General features: G+C 55.1%; 18 protein-coding genes and 1 other annotated feature. Of the genes, 9 read left to right on the top strand and 9 right to left on the bottom strand.

The features are described 5' to 3' along the window. The 6 genes from hisH to hisL all read right to left on the bottom strand — a co-directional run bounded on the left by hisH (position 1) and on the right by hisL (position 5,131). A complete protein-coding gene (gene hisH / locus LH23_RS20150) occupies positions 1-591 on the bottom strand; it encodes an imidazole glycerol phosphate synthase subunit HisH (protein WP_039295104.1) in 591 nt (196 codons plus the stop codon). Continuing rightward, complete coding sequence (hisB, locus tag LH23_RS20145) at positions 591-1,658, bottom strand: bifunctional histidinol-phosphatase/imidazoleglycerol-phosphate dehydratase HisB (protein WP_039295101.1); 1,068 nt, start codon at positions 1,656-1,658, stop codon at positions 591-593. The genes hisH and hisB overlap by 1 nt, the downstream gene beginning before the upstream one ends. After that, on the bottom strand, positions 1,655-2,737 hold the full coding sequence (hisC, locus tag LH23_RS20140; protein ID WP_039295097.1) for a histidinol-phosphate transaminase: 1,083 nt from the start codon (positions 2,735-2,737) through the stop codon (positions 1,655-1,657). Before hisC ends, hisB begins: the two co-directional genes overlap by 4 nt. Beyond that, a complete protein-coding gene (gene hisD, locus LH23_RS20135; RefSeq protein WP_039295095.1) occupies positions 2,734-4,041 on the bottom strand; it encodes a histidinol dehydrogenase in 1,308 nt (435 codons plus the stop codon). The genes hisC and hisD overlap by 4 nt, the downstream gene beginning before the upstream one ends. Before the next feature lie 4 nt (positions 4,042-4,045). Beyond that, positions 4,046-4,945, bottom strand: coding sequence for an ATP phosphoribosyltransferase (gene hisG, locus LH23_RS20130; protein ID WP_008455029.1), 900 nt, complete (start codon positions 4,943-4,945; stop codon positions 4,046-4,048). Between the two features lie 37 nt (positions 4,946-4,982). Next, positions 4,983-5,105: a sequence feature (His leader region), on the bottom strand. After that, the gene (gene hisL / locus LH23_RS24120; protein ID WP_126358378.1) at positions 5,081-5,131 is read right to left on the bottom strand and encodes a his operon leader peptide; all 51 of its coding nucleotides are present in this window, start codon (positions 5,129-5,131) and stop codon (positions 5,081-5,083) included. Its footprint overlaps the feature before it by 25 nt. Positions 5,132-5,331: 200 nt before the next feature. Between hisL and LH23_RS20125 the strand changes: the two genes are divergently transcribed. The 4 genes from LH23_RS20125 to LH23_RS20110 all read left to right on the top strand — a co-directional run bounded on the left by LH23_RS20125 (position 5,332) and on the right by LH23_RS20110 (position 8,892). Next, positions 5,332-6,159, top strand: a complete 828-nt coding sequence (locus LH23_RS20125) for an SDR family oxidoreductase (RefSeq protein ID WP_039295093.1) — start codon at positions 5,332-5,334, stop codon at positions 6,157-6,159. Between the two features lie 26 nt (positions 6,160-6,185). Continuing rightward, the gene (locus LH23_RS20120) at positions 6,186-7,100 is read left to right on the top strand and encodes a LysR substrate-binding domain-containing protein (RefSeq protein ID WP_039295089.1); all 915 of its coding nucleotides are present in this window, start codon (positions 6,186-6,188) and stop codon (positions 7,098-7,100) included. A gap of 36 nt (positions 7,101-7,136) precedes the next feature. Continuing rightward, complete coding sequence (locus tag LH23_RS20115; RefSeq protein ID WP_039295085.1) at positions 7,137-7,373, top strand: hypothetical protein; 237 nt, start codon at positions 7,137-7,139, stop codon at positions 7,371-7,373. A gap of 154 nt (positions 7,374-7,527) precedes the next feature. Next, complete coding sequence (locus LH23_RS20110) at positions 7,528-8,892, top strand: APC family permease (RefSeq protein ID WP_039295082.1); 1,365 nt, start codon at positions 7,528-7,530, stop codon at positions 8,890-8,892. 61 nt (positions 8,893-8,953) lie between these two features. Here the strand turns inward: LH23_RS20110 and sbcB are convergent, their stop codons facing one another. Together sbcB and LH23_RS20100 are read right to left on the bottom strand one after the other, a co-directional pair. Beyond that, positions 8,954-10,381 carry an exodeoxyribonuclease I gene (gene sbcB, locus LH23_RS20105; RefSeq protein ID WP_039297022.1) on the bottom strand — a complete coding sequence of 476 codons (1,428 nt, stop codon included), beginning with the start codon at positions 10,379-10,381 and terminating at the stop codon, positions 8,954-8,956. 76 nt (positions 10,382-10,457) lie between these two features. Then, a complete protein-coding gene (locus LH23_RS20100; protein ID WP_039295079.1) occupies positions 10,458-11,609 on the bottom strand; it encodes an acyltransferase family protein in 1,152 nt (383 codons plus the stop codon). A gap of 252 nt (positions 11,610-11,861) precedes the next feature. On the opposite strand from LH23_RS20100, the gene dacD reads away from it, so the two are divergent. From dacD to LH23_RS20075, 5 genes are all read left to right on the top strand, one after another. After that, positions 11,862-13,028 carry a serine-type D-Ala-D-Ala carboxypeptidase DacD gene (gene dacD / locus LH23_RS20095; protein WP_039295076.1) on the top strand — a complete coding sequence of 389 codons (1,167 nt, stop codon included), beginning with the start codon at positions 11,862-11,864 and terminating at the stop codon, positions 13,026-13,028. A 152-nt stretch (positions 13,029-13,180) separates the two neighbouring features. Beyond that, positions 13,181-13,645 carry a DNA gyrase inhibitor SbmC gene (sbmC, locus tag LH23_RS20090; RefSeq protein WP_039295073.1) on the top strand — a complete coding sequence of 155 codons (465 nt, stop codon included), beginning with the start codon at positions 13,181-13,183 and terminating at the stop codon, positions 13,643-13,645. 12 nt (positions 13,646-13,657) lie between these two features. Continuing rightward, on the top strand, positions 13,658-14,092 hold the full coding sequence (locus tag LH23_RS20085; protein ID WP_039295070.1) for a VOC family protein: 435 nt from the start codon (positions 13,658-13,660) through the stop codon (positions 14,090-14,092). A 154-nt stretch (positions 14,093-14,246) separates the two neighbouring features. Beyond that, positions 14,247-15,305 (top strand): FUSC family protein, encoded by a 1,059-nt coding sequence (locus LH23_RS20080; RefSeq protein ID WP_039295067.1) that lies wholly within the window; start codon positions 14,247-14,249, stop codon positions 15,303-15,305. Between the two features lie 173 nt (positions 15,306-15,478). Then, positions 15,479-15,814: a DUF496 family protein gene (locus LH23_RS20075; RefSeq protein ID WP_039295064.1), complete on the top strand. Its 336-nt coding sequence runs from the start codon at positions 15,479-15,481 to the stop codon at positions 15,812-15,814. Positions 15,815-15,851: 37 nt separating this feature from the next. Here LH23_RS20075 and LH23_RS20070 read toward each other — a convergent pair whose 3' ends face one another. Then, positions 15,852-16,160, bottom strand: a complete 309-nt coding sequence (locus tag LH23_RS20070; RefSeq protein ID WP_039295059.1) for an ArsR/SmtB family transcription factor — start codon at positions 16,158-16,160, stop codon at positions 15,852-15,854. Between the last annotated feature and the right edge of the window lie 8 nt (positions 16,161-16,168).

Genomic DNA, 16,168 nt, shown 5'->3' with positions numbered 1-16,168 from the left:
CTACATCTCCAGAAAGTTTTTCAGCAGCTGAGCCCCAGCCGCACCGGAACGTTCGGGGTGGAACTGAACGCCCCAGAAATTATCTTTTTGCACCGCCGCAGTGAAGGCTTCACCGTAGTTTGCCTGGGCGATTGTGTTTTCGCAGACCGGCATTGCGTAGCTGTGAACGAAGTAGAAGTACGCCCCGTCCTCAATGCCGCGGAACAGGCGATCGCCCGCTTTCGGGTAAACACGGTTCCAGCCCATGTGCGGCAGCGGCAGGCCGAAGTCTTTCATCTGCAATACCGGCTGGTCGATAATGCCCAGCATTTCAACGCCGTGGCTTTCATCGCTGCGGCTGCCGAGAAGCTGCATTCCCAGGCAAATACCCAGCACGGGCTGAGTACAGGCTTTAATCAACTCCACCAAATCACGCTCGATGATTTGGTTCATGGCCGCCTGCGCGGTGCCTACGCCCGGCAGAAAAAGCTTATCGGCGCGCAGCACCACGTCCGGGTCACGGCTGACCAGCGGCTCATAGCCGTGGCGCTGAATGGCCGATTTCACCGAATGCAGGTTGGCGCAGCCCGTGTCGAGGATCACCACGTTCATCAGAGCACTCCTTTCGAGGAGGGGAGCATGTCACCCTCTACGCGAATCGCCTGGCGCAGGGTGCGGCCAAAGACTTTAAACAGGCTTTCCACGCGGTGGTGATCGTTCTTGCCTTTGGTCTTCAGGTGCAGCGTCACGCCCATGGTGTAAGAGAGCGAGCGGAAGAAGTGTTCCACCATTTCGGTGCTGAGATCGCCCACGCGCTGGTAGTTGAATTCGGCTTTGTATTCGAGGTGCGGGCGGCCGGAGATATCCAGCGCGCAGCGAGCGAGACATTCGTCCATCGGCAGCACAAAGCCAAAGCGAGTGATACCCCGTTTGTCGCCCAGTGCCAGCTTCAGCGCTTCGCCCAGCGCCAGGCCGGTGTCTTCCACGGTGTGGTGATCGTCAATGTATAAATCGCCTTTCACCGCGATCTCCATGCGGAACCCGCCGTGGGTGCAGATCTGATCCAGCATGTGATCAAAGAAACCGACGCCGGTGGCGATCTTGCTGCCGCCTTCGCGATCCAGCCACACCTTCACGTCAATCTGCGTTTCTTTGGTGTTGCGTTCTACGTGAGCGTAGCGATCGCGCTTAGTGAGTTTCTCGGCAATTTGCTTCCAGTCCAGGCCATCGCTGTTGTAGCGCAGCCCCTGAATGCCCATATTTTCGGCCAGCTCAATGTCCGTGGCGCGGTCGCCAATCACGTAGCTGTTGGCTTTATCCAGCACGCCGTCCTGCAGGTAGCCGGTGACCAGCGCCAATTTTGGCTTGCGGCAATCGCAGTTGTCCGCCGGCAGGTGAGGGCAAATCAACACCTCATCAAAAATAATGTCCTGTGAGGTCAGCACCTGCATCATCAGGTTGTGCGGGCCGTCGAAGTCGGCCTGCGGGAAGCTGGCGGTACCCAGGCCGTCCTGATTGGTGATCATCACCAGGCGGTAGCCCGCCTTTTGCAGCTGCAGCAGAGCCGGGATAACGGCCGGTTCAAAGGCGAGTTTATCCATGCGGTCGACCTGATAATCGCTTGGTGGTTCGGAAATCAGGGTCCCGTCGCGGTCAATAAAAAGTACTTTCTGGCTCATTTGCTCTCCGTGGCCTGCAGGCCGGGTTGCTGACGCAGCGCATCGATAGCGCGCTGGCACTCTTCTCGCGTGCCGATGCTGATGCGCAGGCAGCCGCTTAACGTCGGTTGTTTATTCTGGTCGCGTAAGATAATGCCCTGATCCCACAGCGATTTAAAGACTGCGCTTGAGGCGGTAATTCTGGCGATGATGTAGTTGGTTTCGCTGTCGAAAACCTGCTCAACGCAAGGCACGCTTTTTAGCTCATTGATCAGGTACTGGCGATTAAGCAGCACTTCGGCCACGCGCTCACGCATCGCGTTGATGCCCTGTGGGCTAAGCGCCTGGGCAGCGATATCAGCCACTGGCGTGGAAAGCGGGTAAGGGGCAATGACTTTTAGCAGCAGATTAATGACTTCTTCATTCGCCAGCGTAAAGCCGCAGCGCAGGCCGGCCAGGGCAAATGCCTTAGAGAGCGTCCGCAGCACGACCAGGTTTGGGTATTCCTGAAGCCAGCCTGCCAGCGTCGCCTGAGGGCAAAACTCGATATAGGCTTCATCGGCAACGACTAATGCTTTGCCACGAGTCATTTCCAGCAGAACTCGCAGATCCTGCGGGTTGATCAACTGGCCGGTCGGGTTGTTTGGACTGCAAACATACACGACTTTTACGCCGTCGAGGTTCTCTGCAATCGCCGGAAGATCCAACTGCCAGTTATCCAGCGTGGCCACGGTGCGGCACTCTACGCCAAACGTCTCGGCACTGACGGTGTACATGCCGTAGGTCGGTGGGCAATAGAGAATGGCGTCTTTGCCCGGTTCGCAAAACGCGCGAATCAGCAGCTCGATACCTTCATCCGCGCCGCGGCTCACCAACACCTGCTCAGGCTTCACGCCTGCGTAGCTGGCATAGTTGGCGATCACTTGCTTTGGCTGGCACTCCGGGTAGCGGTTCAGCGTCTGCGCGGTTAACTGGAACTCTACCGGCGTTGGGTATTCGTTGGCGTTCAGCCAGACGTCGCCGTTCCCGCCCAGGCGGCGGGCAGACTGATAAGGGGTCAGGGCGCGAACGTTGGCGCGGGCTAACTCTTCAATGCTCATGCTTGCTCCTTCAGGGCGGCGACGCGGAGGGTAACGGCGTTTTTGTGGGCGGTCAGCTGCTCGGCGGCGGCCAGGGTTTCAATGGTTTTTGCCAGAGAAGCAAAACCTTGCGGAGACAGCTCCTGCACGGTCATGCGTTTCTGGAAGTCCGCCAGCCCGAGGCTTGAGCAGGTGGAGGTGTAACCGTAGGTCGGCAGCACGTGATTCGTCCCGGAGGCATAATCCCCTGCGGATTCCGGCGACCAGTCGCCCAGAAATACCGAGCCTGCGCTGGTAATATCATCCACCAGTTCACGGGCGTTTCGGGTCTGAATGATCAGATGCTCAGGACCGTATTGATTCGAGATCTCAATGCACTGAGCCAAATCACGGGCAACAATTAAGCGGCTGCTTTCCAGCGCTTTGCGGGCCGTTTCTGCGCGCGGCAGGGCAGCCAACTGGCGCTCAACCGCTTCGGCGACGGCCTGGGCCATGCCGCTGTCTGGGGTCAGCAGAACCACCTGAGAATCCGGGCCGTGTTCCGCCTGAGAAAGCAGGTCGGAGGCGACAAAGTCAGGCGTTGCGCCGCTGTCGGCAATTACCAGCACTTCCGATGGGCCAGCAGGCATATCAATGGCTGCCCCGTCGAGACGCTGGCTGACCTGGCGTTTCGCTTCGGTGACGAAGGCGTTGCCTGGCCCAAAAATCTTGTCCACTTTAGGAATACTTTCTGTGCCGAGCGCCAAAGCTGCGATAGCCTGCGCGCCACCAACCTGAAACACTTCCTGCACGCCGCAAAGCTGTGCCGCGTAAAGGATCTCGTCGGCAATTGGCGGCGGGGAGCAAAGCACCACTTTTTTGCAGCCCGCGATACGGGCGGGCGTGGCCAGCATCAGCACGGTAGAGAACAGCGGGGCGGAGCCGCCTGGAATATACAGGCCAACAGAAGCCACCGGGCGGGTCACCTGCTGGCAGCGCACGCCGGGCATGGTTTCCACATCCACCGGGGCAAGCTGTTGCGCAAGGTGGAATTTTTCTATGTTAGCGACGGCCACGGCCATCGCCTCTTTAATCTCGCTGCCGAGTCTCGCGACGGCTTCATCGATTTGCTGCTGAGTGACCTGCAGCTGTTTCACTTCAGTTTTATCGAACTTCGCGCTGTATTCACGCAGGGCCGCATCGCCGTTGCTTTTAACGTTGTTCAGGATCTCCGCCACGGTGCGGGTGATGCTGTCCGAAGCGGAGATAGCCGGGCGCATCAGCAGCGTGCGGCGAGCGGCTTCGTCGCAGTCGTTCCAGTTAATCAGCGTGTTGAAGTTGCTCATCACATCACTCCATCATCTTCTCAATTGGCAGCACCAGAATGGAGCTGGCACCCAGCGCCTTCAGTTTTTCCATGGTTTCCCAGAACAGCGTCTCGCTGCTCACCATGTGCATCGCCACGCGCTGTTGGTCGCCCGCCAGCGGCAGAATGGTTGGGCGCTCGGCACCCGGCAGCAGGGCAATCACTTCATCCAGACGCTCGGTTGGGGCGTGCATCATGATGTATTTGGACTCGCGAGCCTGAATCACGCCCTGGATACGGGTCAGCAGTTTGTCGATCAGCTGTTGCTTAGCCGCCGGCATTTCCCCGTCGCGCTGGATCAGGCAGGCTTTGGAGCGGTAGATAACTTCAACTTCACGCAGGCCGTTGGCTTCAAGCGTTGCGCCGGTAGACACCAGGTCACAGATGGCATCCGCGAGGCCAGCGCGCGGGGCCACTTCCACCGAGCCGTTCAGCAGGCAGGATTTAAACTGCACGCCTTTCTGGTCTAGGTAGCGCTTTAGCAGGTGCGGATAAGAGGTCGCAATGCGTTTGTTGTTGAGGCTGGCCGGGCCATCCCACGGTTCGTCCACGGCGGTAGCCAGCGACAGGCGGCAGCCGCCAAAGTCCAGGCGACGCAGCGTGTAATAGCGAGGATCTTCCCCCTGGGCGCGACGTGTGAGCAATTCTTCTTCGAGGACGTTTTCACCGATGATACCGAGGTCCACTACGCCGTCCATGACCAGCCCTGGAATATCGTCATCGCGAACGCGCAGGATGTCGATAGGCATGTTTTCGGCCAGCGCAATCAGGCGTTGGGTGTGCAGGTTGATTTTTATGCCGCAGCGGGCGAGTAATTCGCGTGAATCATCGCTAAGACGGCCAGATTTCTGCATAGCTATGCGTAAACGGTTGTTGTCGGTCATCGGTAGTTACCCCTTATCAATTCCTGTCTGACGCCCAATAAAAAAGCCCCCGGAAGATATCTTCCGGGGGCTTTTTCTCGCGTTCACGCACCACTGGAAGATCTTTTCGTCTCCCAGCACCAATCGCCTGAAAGACTAGTCAGGGTGATGGTGATGATGGTGGTTTTTAAACTGAGCGCGTGTCATAAAATTCTCGTATGAATGACTATTCATTATGTGCCAATTAACGTAAACCAGATGACGCACCGAGCGCAAGGGGTTTTTTCCTCGTTCATTAATATTCTGTAAGGCTGAGGGAATTGTCAGTTCTGCCCGTGTGGCGTAGCCTTAACGGAGAGCTAAATTCACTCGTCAGAAGATAATGCTGCAAGGTCAGGAGACAAGGCATGAAAAGGGTCGCAATAGTCGGGTTGGGGTGGTTGGGAATGCCGCTGGCGCTCTCATTGTCAGCGCGCGGTTATCAGGTTACCGGCAGCAAAACCACGCTGGATGGCGTAGAAGCAGCCCGCATGTGCGGGATCGAAAGTTATCAACTACATCTGCAGCCGGAACTGGTTTGCGACAGTGAGGACCTGGAAGCGCTGCTGAACGTCGATGCGTTAGTGGTGACGCTGCCCGCCCGACGCACTGGAGAAGGCGATGATTTTTATCTGCAGGCGGTGCAGGAAATTGTCGACAGCGCGCTGGCGCATTCCGTGCCGCGCATTATCTTCACCAGTTCGACCTCCGTGTATGGTGAAGGCGAGGGCAACGTAAAAGAGACGTCTCCACTTAAACCCGTCACCGCCAGCGGCAAAGTACTTAAAGAGCTGGAAGACTGGCTGCATAAGCTACCGGGGACGTCCGTGGATATTCTCCGTCTCGCAGGGCTGGTGGGGCCGGAACGTCATCCTGGGCGTTTTCTGGCAGGAAAAACGGACGTAGCAAACGGGCAACACGGCGTAAACCTGGTGCATCTGGAAGATGTGATTTCGGCCATCACGCTGCTGCTTCAGGCACCGAAAGGCGGGCGAGTCTATAATCTTTGTGCCCCGGCCCACCCAACGCGGGAAGAGTTCTATTCGCTTATGGCGCGGCAAATTGGCCTTGAGGCCCCGTCGTTCCGTAAAGACGCGGCAACTGGCCATGGCAAGCTGATTGACGGCAGCCGCATCTGTAATGAGCTAGGCTTCGACTATCAATATCCAAATCCACTGCTTATGCCTATGCAGTAAATTCAGCCGCCTGTCCGGGAGTGAGTATGAAACCTTTGCTGGAGGTCCTGATCATTCTCGATGCGTTGGATAAAGAAGGGAGTTTTGCTGCCGCGGCGGCAAAACTCTTTAAAACCCCTTCGGCGCTGAGCTACAGCGTGCAAAAGCTGGAAAGCGACCTCAATATTCAAATCCTCGACCGCAGCGGCCACCGGGCACGCTTTACGCGAACCGGCCAACATCTGCTGGAAAAAGGACGAGAAATTCTGCATTCAGTGCGTGAGCTGGAAAAGCAGGCGATTAAACTCCAGCAGGGCTGGGAGCATGAACTCACCATCGGCGTGGACAATGCTTTTCCCTTTTCCCTGCTGACGCCCTTAATCGAGGCGTTCTATCAAAGCTACAGCGTCACGCGGCTAAAGTTTATCAACGATGTGCTTGGCGGCTCGTGGGAAGCGCTCACGGAAGGGCGGGCGGACATTATTGTCGGGGCGATGAGCGAGCCGCCTTCGCTGAGCGGTTTTGGCTTTACGCTTCTGGGCAGGCTGGAGATCGTCTTTGTCGTGGCCCCTCATCATTCGCTGGCAAAAGCGGAGGAGCCGCTGCCACGCCGCCTGGTCAAGCAGTCCCGGGCGGTGGTGGTGGGAGACACCTCAAGAATCGAGTCTGCCAGGGCGCTGCATTTGCTTGAGGAGCAGGAAGCCATCACCGTATTTGATTTCAAAACCAAGCTCGAGCTGCAAATCAGCGGCATTGGCTGCGGGTATATGCCACGCTATATGGCACAGCGCTATATTGAGAGCGGTGCGCTGGTGGAAAAGCAGGTCGCGGGGCAGGTGCCCTATGTGCCGGTGTGGATAGGTTGGAATGAGCAAACGGCCGGGCTTGCCAGCGAATGGTGGCGAGAAAAAATCGTCGCCGACCCGCATATCGCCCAGGTCTATATGCCAGTAGAAAAATAGTGCCTTTTTGACTGGCGGGATTTTACTAACCTGGCTATGTTGAATGGCAGTCAGGCAGTGCGTTATGGCAGCGATGTGCCGGAACGGGCCTATCTTCTTCTGCCGTGCTGGATGTGGGAGGTTTTACTTCCGCCAGGCGCTGAAAAAGAAATTGCCAAAGCTGGCTTTAACATCTTGTCATTGTGCCTTCAAATGGTGCAAAATACGCGGCCTGCAAAAGAGAAAACTAACCGACGTTTAAGAGACGTCGGTTATTTTTTTGCAATCAATTAAGTCAGACAAACGGCATTTGCCAAAAAAACCAAGAGGCCGGGCTTCGTACCGGATAGATACTAGCTTTTAAAAAACGACAGTCGTGTCGCCGAGGAAATTAAGATGGGGCAGATTTTTGCTTTTGCGCAGGCTTTCTCCACTGAGGGAAACAACCATGTCGCTTAACGTCACCGCAGGTGCAAACACCCGCCCAGGTCTGCGTAAGACCCTGACGCTGGTTCCGGTAGTCATGATGGGCCTTGCCTACATGCAGCCGATGACCTTGTTTGATACTTTCGGTATTGTTTCCGGGATGACCGATGGCCATGTGCCGACGGCTTATGCCTTTGCTCTGGTGGCGATTCTGTTCACCGCGCTGAGCTACGGCAAGCTGGTGCGTCGTTTCCCGTCTGCGGGCTCCGCCTATACCTACGCACAGAAATCTATCAACCCTACCGTTGGGTTCATGGTTGGCTGGTCGTCGCTGCTGGACTATCTGTTCATGCCGATGATCAACATTCTGCTGGCAAAAATTTACTTTGAAGCGCTGGTGCCAAGCGTGCCGTCGTGGATATTTGTTGTTGCACTGGTGGCCTTTATGACCATCTCTAACCTGCGCAGCATCAAAACAGTAGCTAATTTCAACACCCTGATTGTGGTGCTGCAGATGGGGATCGTCTCCGTCATCGTCGGCATGATTGTTTATGGGGTTTATCACGGTGAAGGCGCAGCAACGCTGGCGAGTTCTCGCCCGTTCTGGTCCGGTGATGCACACGTTGTGCCGATGATTACCGGTGCAACTATCCTGTGCTTCTCGTTCCTGGGCTTTGATGGGATATCTTCTCTGTCTGAAGAGACAAAAGATGCCGAGCGCGTGATTCCAAAAGCGATCTTCCTGACTGCTTTAATTGGTGGGATGGTATTCATTGTTGCTTCTTACTTCCTGCAACTGTACTTCCCGGACATTTCTCGCTTTAAAGATCCAGACGCATCTCAGCCTGAAATCATGCTGTATGTGGCCGGTAAAACCTTCCAGTGGGGCGTGCTGATCTTCTCCAGCGTGACCGTTCTGGCTTCAGGTATGGCTGCACATGCGGGCGTTTCTCGCCTGATGTACGTGATGGGGCGTGATGGCGTGTTCCCGACTCGCTTCTTCGGTTACATTCATCCGAAATGGCGTACCCCGGCATGGAACGTGCTGCTGGTTGGGGCCATTGCTCTGTTAGCGATTCGTTTCGACCTGGTGACAGCCACTGCGTTGATTAACTTTGGGGCGCTGGTAGCGTTCACCTTCGTAAACCTGTCGGTTATCTCCCAGTTCTGGATCCGCGAAAAGCGCAATAAAACGCTGAAAGACCACTTTAACTACCTGGTTCTGCCGGTGTGTGGTGCTCTGACGGTTGGCGCGCTGTGGATCAACCTGGAAGAAAGCTCGATGATTCTGGGCCTGATTTGGGGCGGTATTGGCCTGGTGTATCTGGCCTGCGTGACCCGCAGTTTCCGTAACCCGGTACCTCAGTACAACGAAGACGCCGCTTAATCGACTTCGATGAAATAGAAAAGGCTCCCACTGGGAGCCATTTTTTTGTCTGTCGAAAGGGTTAACCGACCAGGTACTGGGCGTATTCAAACAGCGCTTTCAGCAGCGCCATTTTCTCTTTATCCCCTTCATGCTGGTTATACAGCGCTTCCAGCTCAAGGGCATACGCCTGCAGGGCTTCCTGGGAAAGCACGTCCCGGCGATACTGCAGCCAGCGGTTCTGCTCATCTTCGCTTAACGTCCCCGGCCAGTTGCGCGCACGGTAGTTGAACAGCAGCTTCTCGATGCGCTTATCGGCAAAGGTGATATCCAGCGCCGGCAGATTCTGCGGGTCGGTTTGCAGCACGATGCGCATTGCCGCGCGGTCTGCATCGCTGAAGAAGCCGTTGTAAAGCTGAGCATCGACGTTATCGGAAGGCACAAACGGCTCGGCTTCGGCAAACATTGCCACCACTTTCTCACGCACTTCCGGGTGTTCGCGCAGTACTTTCAGGTTATCAAGGCATTGTTGGCGGTTGATGCCGAGGCGTTCGGCATCCTCAGGACGCAGGGTGTTGGCGACGGCCAGCACCGGGCATTTATTCAGGTGCACCAGCTTAATCGGTACCGCCGCGTTATCCCCCAGTTCAGCTTTGGGTGTGTACAGGCGTTCACGCAGGGTGTTGGCATCCAGCTCCAGCAGCGGAGAAATATCCCCGGCCAGGTCCACCATTATCACCGCATTGCGGTTGTCCGGGTGCCAGGCCAGCGGCGCTATCCAGCTGGTATTGCCGCGCTGGGCGCCGAACATGCCGGACACGTGGACCAGCGGCTTCATCTGCGGGATATCAATCAGCGTCTGTAACTTCTGCTTTGAGCGATGGCTGTAGAGATACTCAAACAGGCGCGGCTGGCGGGTTTTCACCAGCTGAGCCATTGCGATGGTGGCATAAACGTCTGACATCGCATCGTGTGCGTTAGCGTGTTCAATGCCGTTGGCTTTGGTCAGGTGCTCAAGGCGGAAGCTTGGCAACCCGTCCTCATTTTCCGGCCAGACAATGCCTTCGGGGCGCAGGGCGTAACAAGCGCGCATCACGTCGAGCAAATCCCAACGGGAATTGTCGTTCTGCCAGCTCCATGCATACGGATCGTAAAAGTTACGGTAAAAGATATTCCGCGTCACTTCATCGTCGAAGCGCACGTTGTTGTAGCCCACTACGCAGGTCTTTGGCACCGTGAAGATGTCGTGAATACGCTTCGCGAAGGCTGCTTCATTCTCACCGCGCGCCAGCGCCTGTTGGGGCGTTATGCCGGTTATCATAACGGCTTCAGGCTGGGGCAGGTAGTCATCCGCAGGCTTGCAGTAAAACACTTCTGGTTCGCCAATAACGTTAAATTCGCTGTCGGTGCGAATCGCGGCAAACTGGGCCGGTCTGTCCAGCGAAGGGCTTTTGCCGAAGGTTTCGTAATCGTGAAACAGAAAGGTAGCAAGTGAGGCGGAATCGGACACAGAGGTTACCATTGAGCTAGTTATCATCAGACTCAATGGTAAACCATCTGTCCACGCATCAGAAGGAAAAGCGCGTTTAAGAGACTGACCTTTCGGACTTCATTTTCGCCCCGCTAAGCAAATGTTTACCCAGCGCGATGCCGCGTTTTTCTACCGTACGGTAAAGCGCGACGGCAATCAGCCAGACGGCAGGCAGCACAATAGCCGTGACGATCAGGAAGCGAATCAGCGAAGGCTGATGGGCAAAACCGGTGTAGCGGACGAGCAGGCCGATGGTGGGGAGGACAATCATCAGGTGCAGTAGGTACACCGAATAAGAGACATCCCCCAGAAACAGGCTAAACCGGCAGGTGAGCAGCTTGCGAGGTGCCGCAGTGATTCGGTGCAGGCGATTTTCCTTTTCAGGCAGCCAGAGAAGCAGCGTCATCCCGGTAATCATCACGCACTCTGCCACCAGCCGCAGATGGGTTTCGGCGATGTGCATCTGCCAGGCAATGACCGGGGCGAGCAGCGCCAGCGCGCAATAGCGCAGATTTTTTTGCATTACCGCGTGGGAAATCAGCATTCCGGCGATAAACAGCGGCAGCTTTATCAGAATCATCGACGGCATCGGAAAGGCGTTGAAATAGTCCGGGAAGAGCCAGCGAGCCGCCAGGCAAACCACCATCAGCAGCGTAGCGCTTACCGCAAAGCCATAGCGCATCACCAGCAGCATAATGAACGGGAACAGCAGGTAAAACTGCATCTCCAGCCCGATGCTCCAGTCAGGTAACACGGTGCGGAAAGACCAGGCGGGTAACAGGCCGAAAATAAACGTCAGATGGCTGATAATATTCACGGCAGAGTGGTCGGCATAGCGGCTGCTTGCAGTGGCGGTCGTTGGCCAGGCGCTGGCGATAATATCGCGCATTTCGCCAAACCAGCTGCCAAAAATCAGCGCAACGATCAGCAGCAGATAATAGAGCGGGGCGATGCGAAAGAAGCGGCGTAGCCAGAATTTACGAAAGGTATCCGGGCTATTCCACGGCTCTTTTTCCCTACGTTCCTGATAATTTTTTGCCATCAAATATCCGGACAGCAAAATAAATAAATCGACCCCCATCCCCGGGTCGTAAAGAAGGGGAATGCGGCACTGTACCAGCAGGCAAATGTGGCCGAGCAAAACCCAAAGCGAGGCCAGGCCTCGCAGCCCCTCCAGCTCAGGAGACCAGCGTTTACTATCCACCATACTATGACCTTTATGCGTGTATTCTTCGGTCAGAGTAAAAATGAATCAACGCTGTCACAATCAGAATGTCACGCAAACATGGAATATCGGAATAAACGCAGTGTGATGCCAGGGGGAATATATTTAGTACAAATATCATTCATTATTATTGCTAAATATGAAATGTCATATTTTCTTGCAATTTAAAGAAGCAAATTAACAAGAACTCCCGTAAAACGAGCCGCTGTAAATTAAGTCTTTGAGGAAATTCCGTTGAAAACCCGCCTGCTTGTTGCCCTGAGCTTTTTGTCCCTTTCCGTCAATGCTGCTTATGCTGATGATATTTTCCCCCATCAGCCGCAGCCGCCTCAGGTAGAAGCCGGCGCATGGGTACTGATGGATTACACCACCGGGCAGGTGCTGACCGCAGGCAATGAACACGTCCAGCGTAATCCGGCCAGCCTGACGAAACTGATGACCGGCTATGTCGTTGACCGCGCCATCGACAGTAAACGTATTACCCCAGACGACATCGTGACGGTGGGGAAAGACGCCTGGGCAAAAGGTAACCCGGTGTTTGACGGCTCATCGCTGATGTTCATTAAACCCGGCGACCGGGTGACCGTGCGCGATCTCAGCCGCGGATTGATCATCGATTCCGGCAATGATGCCTGCGTTGCGCTGGCAGATTATGTCGCTGGGGGGCAGAAACAGTTTGTCGCCATGATGAACCACTATGTCGAACAGCTTGGCCTGCATGATACTCATTTTGAAACCGTCCACGGTCTGGACGCGCCGGGGCAGCACAGTTCCGCCTATGATCTTGCCGTTCTGTCCCGCGCTATCATTCACGGTGAACCTCAGTTCTACCATATGTACAGCGAGCGCAGTCTCACCTGGAACGGGATTACCCAGCAAAACCGCAACGGCCTGCTGTGGGATAAATCCCTGAACGTGGATGGCCTGAAAACGGGGCACACCGAAACAGCAGGGTTTAATATTATTGCCTCCAGCGTGCTCGGCCAGCGCCGCCTGATTGCGGTGATTATGGGCGGCCTCAGCTCAAAAGGGCGTGAAGAGCAGGCCCGCAAGCTGCTGCACTGGGGGCAGGATAACTTCGACACCGTGCAGGTCTTGCAAAAAGGCAAACCTATCGGCAGTGAGCACATCTGGTACGGCGACAAGGCCAATATCAATGTGGGCCCGGATCAGGACGTCTTCCTTGCGTTGCCTAAATCAGAAGTGCCAAACATCAAGGCAAAGTATGTGCTGAGCAAACAGGACATGGAGGCTCCGCTGGCAGCCAATACGCAGGTAGGTGAGATCCAGCTGTTTGATGGCGACAAGCTTATCTCCCACTGGCCGTTAGTGAACCTCACGCCGGTGGAGAAGGGTGGGCTGTTTTCGCGTCTCGGCGACTTTATCAGCCGCAAGCTTTAACCCTTTGTCTTGTTGATGAACCGCGCGATTTGCGCGGTTTTTTTGTCTCTGTTTCCTGCGAAGCAGCTCCCAAATCTGGCAGCTTGTACGTCATCTTTAAAAAAGATAGTGTATAAATGTACAGTGCATTTATTCATCAGCGTGGAGGCAGTATGACATTCAAAGTTCAGCATGTTCCGGCGCGTAAAGTGGCCGGCTTTCATCTGGTCGGGCCGTGGGAAACCACGGTTCCTCAAGGTTTTGGGCAACTGGCCATGTGGGCGAAAACCCACAGCCTGCATGGTGACTGGTTGGCCGTTTACTATGACGACCCAGATGTTGTTCCGCCAGAAAAGCTCCGCGTGGACACGGTGCTGGGCGTGCCTGAAGAGTTCAAACTACCGGAAAACAGCGAAGGCGTTATTATCACGGCTATTGAGGCAGATACGTACGCCATCGGGCATGCCATCGTAAAAAATGAAGCGTTCCAGGAAGCCTGGGAAACCTTCTTTGACCAGGTAGAAGCTGACGGTGACTATCAGTTAACCGGCAAACCCTGTTACGAAATCTATCTCAACGACGGCTCGACGTCCGGCGTATGGGAAATTGATATGTATATTCCGGTCGCTAAAGTCTGACAGGAGCTCACTATGACGGAAGCTATCGCAGGATTAAACGTGTTATTCATCGCTGGATATGGCCCCGTTACGCGCGACGTGGCGGCAAGTGCCGGGTTTTATCAGCAGGTGCTCGGCCTGCCGCTGAAAGCGATGGAAGGCAACGAGGAGTATCTGGCAACGGAACATGGTGAGCTGGATGGCGTGAAGCATTTTGCGCTATGGCCGCTCGCCCAGGCGGCACAGTCCTGCTTTGGCATTGACGGCTGGCCAGAGCACATTGTCGCGCCCCAAAGCTGGGTCGAATTTGAAGTAGAAGATGTCGGGCAGGCGACAGAGGTGCTAAAGCAGGCTGGTTACCAGATGTTGGTGGATAACCGTATCGAGCCCTGGGGGCAAACGGTGTCACGTTTGCTCAGTCCCGAAGGACTGCTGGTTGGCGTGACCGTTACGCCCTGGCTGCGCTAGCTGGATTGAATCCGGGCGGCAGTCTGCCGCCCATTTCTGATATTCAGCAAAGAAATGTGAAATATTCCGCGTAAACGCCCCGCTGTACCTGGCGATATGATTCCTTTGTAGGAAAAACGGGTACAATTTCTTTTTTCTTTTCGGAGAGCCGGGTGTGCGCCCCGACAAATCACTGACCCCGTTTGAGATCCGTATTTACCGCAACTATCGTGTTGCCCACGGTATACGCATCGCCCTTGCTTTTGTGCTGACCTTTGTTCTGGTTCGCCTGCTGAACATCCCTGAAGGCACCTGGCCGCTTATCACGCTGGTGGTGGTGATGGGCCCAATCTCCTTTTGGGGGAACGTGGTTCCGCGTGCCTTCCAGCGTATTGGCGGTACTATTTTTGGCGCGGCCATCGGGCTGATAGCCCTCAAGCTGGAGCTTTTTTCCTTACCGTTGATGATCATCTGGTGCGGGTTGGCGATGTTCCTGTGCGGGTATCTGGCGCTGGGTAAACGTCCCTATCAGGCGTTGCTTATCGGCATTACGCTCTCCGTAGTTGTTGGTGCACCACCAGGGGACATGGAGATTGCGCTATGGCGCAGCGGCGATGTTATCTTCGGCTCGCTTCTGGCCATGTTATTTACCAGCGTTTACCCGCAGCGGGCGTTTATCCACTGGCGTATCCAGATGGCGACCTTCGTGCAGGCATTCAGCAAAATTTATACTGCAGGGTTCTCGCCAAACCTTGTTGAGCGCCCACGGCTGGAGAAGCCCCTGCAAAAAATCCTTAATGACGTGGTTAAGATGCGCGCCCTGATTGGCCCCGCAGGTAAAGAAACCCGTATTCAGAAGTCAGTCTTTGAGGCGATTCAAACTATTAATCGCAACATGGTCTGCACTCTTGAACTGCAAATCAACGCGTACTGGGCAACGCGGGAAAGTCATTTCGTGATGATCAACGCCCATACGCTGCGCGACACGCAGCAAATGACGCAGCGGACGCTGTCGGCCATTGCAAAGGCGCTGTATGAAGGGAACCCTTCGCCTATCTCAGCCAATACCGAGAAACTGAACGAAATTGTTTTTGAACTACGCCAGCTCATGGAAGAGGGCAAAGGCAGGCAGCTGCAGGAGACGCCTATTCACGGCTACGTCTGGCTCAGCCTTGAGCTCGCCCGCCAGCTTGAGCTGCTGTCGCATCTTATTTGCCGGGCGCTGCGCAAATAGCGCGCGTAAAGCACAGAAATGACAATGCTTGTTTCGATTCAGCAGAATTTGAGGTTAAGATAGGGCAAGCCCGTTAGTGAGACTGACAAAAAATTGTAATCGTCAACCGCTACTACTAAGGTTATGGCGGTTGTCTTAACGAATCCGAGTACCAATTTAGCAGGGGTGTAAAAATGGAAAATATCAAACCTACCTTCCAGGACGTTCTGGAGTTTGTGCGTCTGTTCCGTCGTAAAAACAAACTGCAGCGCGAAATTCAGGACGTAGAGAAAAAGATCCGTGACAACCAAAAGCGTGTGCTGCTGCTTGATAACCTGAGCGATTACATCAAGCCAGGTATGAGCATCGAGGCGGTGCAGGGCATCATCGCCAGCATGAAAACCGACTACGAAGACCGCGTGGATGACTACATCATCAAAAATGCCGAGCTGTCTAAAGAGCGTCGCGAAATCTCTAAGAAGCTGAAAGTGATGGGCGAGCAAAAAGTTGCTGACACCAAGCCTGAATAACTTCAGCGATAAAAAAACCGCCTTCAGGGCGGTTTTTTTATGCCTCGGTCATCATTACCCGCAGTAAGGTTTCCAGCAGTCCGGGGAACCGGGCATCCAGATCCTCACGCCTTAACGAAATCAAATTCTCACGCCCCTGAGGGCGCTGCCAGATTACGCCGCTATCGCGAAGAACGCGCCAGTGGTGGGTCATGGTTGACTTCGCCACATCCTGACGCAAAGCCCCGCAGGTCAATTCAGCGCCTCCTGCAAGCTGTCTGATGATCTCCAGCCGCAAAGGGTTACCCAGTGCAAAAAGCACATTTTCAAGGCGGATTTGTTCTCGTTCCGGGTGGTTGGCGATCATACTCTTCC

Source organism: Cedecea neteri (assembly GCF_000758305.1).
Taxonomy (GTDB): domain Bacteria; phylum Pseudomonadota; class Gammaproteobacteria; order Enterobacterales; family Enterobacteriaceae; genus Cedecea; species Cedecea neteri_C.
This window is presented reverse-complemented; position numbering and strand designations above follow the sequence as displayed.

What these genes read in the sequence shown, in the direction of transcription:
- LH23_RS20110 (WP_039295082.1), top strand. Translation starts at nt 7,528, where the DNA reads ATGTCGCTTAACGTCACCGCAGGTGCAAACACCCGCCCAGGTCTGCGT.
- hisB (WP_039295101.1), bottom strand. Translation starts at nt 1,658, where the DNA reads ATGAGCCAGAAAGTACTTTTTATTGACCGCGACGGGACCCTGATTTCC.
- LH23_RS20115 (WP_039295085.1), top strand. Translation starts at nt 7,137, where the DNA reads ATGTTGAATGGCAGTCAGGCAGTGCGTTATGGCAGCGATGTGCCGGAA.
- LH23_RS20100 (WP_039295079.1), bottom strand. Translation starts at nt 11,609, where the DNA reads ATGGTGGATAGTAAACGCTGGTCTCCTGAGCTGGAGGGGCTGCGAGGC.
- LH23_RS20085 (WP_039295070.1), top strand. Translation starts at nt 13,658, where the DNA reads ATGACGGAAGCTATCGCAGGATTAAACGTGTTATTCATCGCTGGATAT.
- hisD (WP_039295095.1), bottom strand. Translation starts at nt 4,041, where the DNA reads ATGAGCAACTTCAACACGCTGATTAACTGGAACGACTGCGACGAAGCC.
- sbmC (WP_039295073.1), top strand. Translation starts at nt 13,181, where the DNA reads ATGACATTCAAAGTTCAGCATGTTCCGGCGCGTAAAGTGGCCGGCTTT.
- LH23_RS20070 (WP_039295059.1), bottom strand. Translation starts at nt 16,160, where the DNA reads ATGATCGCCAACCACCCGGAACGAGAACAAATCCGCCTTGAAAATGTG.
- LH23_RS20125 (WP_039295093.1), top strand. Translation starts at nt 5,332, where the DNA reads ATGAAAAGGGTCGCAATAGTCGGGTTGGGGTGGTTGGGAATGCCGCTG.
- hisC (WP_039295097.1), bottom strand. Translation starts at nt 2,737, where the DNA reads ATGAGCATTGAAGAGTTAGCCCGCGCCAACGTTCGCGCCCTGACCCCT.
- hisH (WP_039295104.1), bottom strand. Translation starts at nt 591, where the DNA reads ATGAACGTGGTGATCCTCGACACGGGCTGCGCCAACCTGCATTCGGTG.
- LH23_RS20075 (WP_039295064.1), top strand. Translation starts at nt 15,479, where the DNA reads ATGGAAAATATCAAACCTACCTTCCAGGACGTTCTGGAGTTTGTGCGT.
- hisG (WP_008455029.1), bottom strand. Translation starts at nt 4,945, where the DNA reads ATGACCGACAACAACCGTTTACGCATAGCTATGCAGAAATCTGGCCGT.
- LH23_RS20120 (WP_039295089.1), top strand. Translation starts at nt 6,186, where the DNA reads ATGAAACCTTTGCTGGAGGTCCTGATCATTCTCGATGCGTTGGATAAA.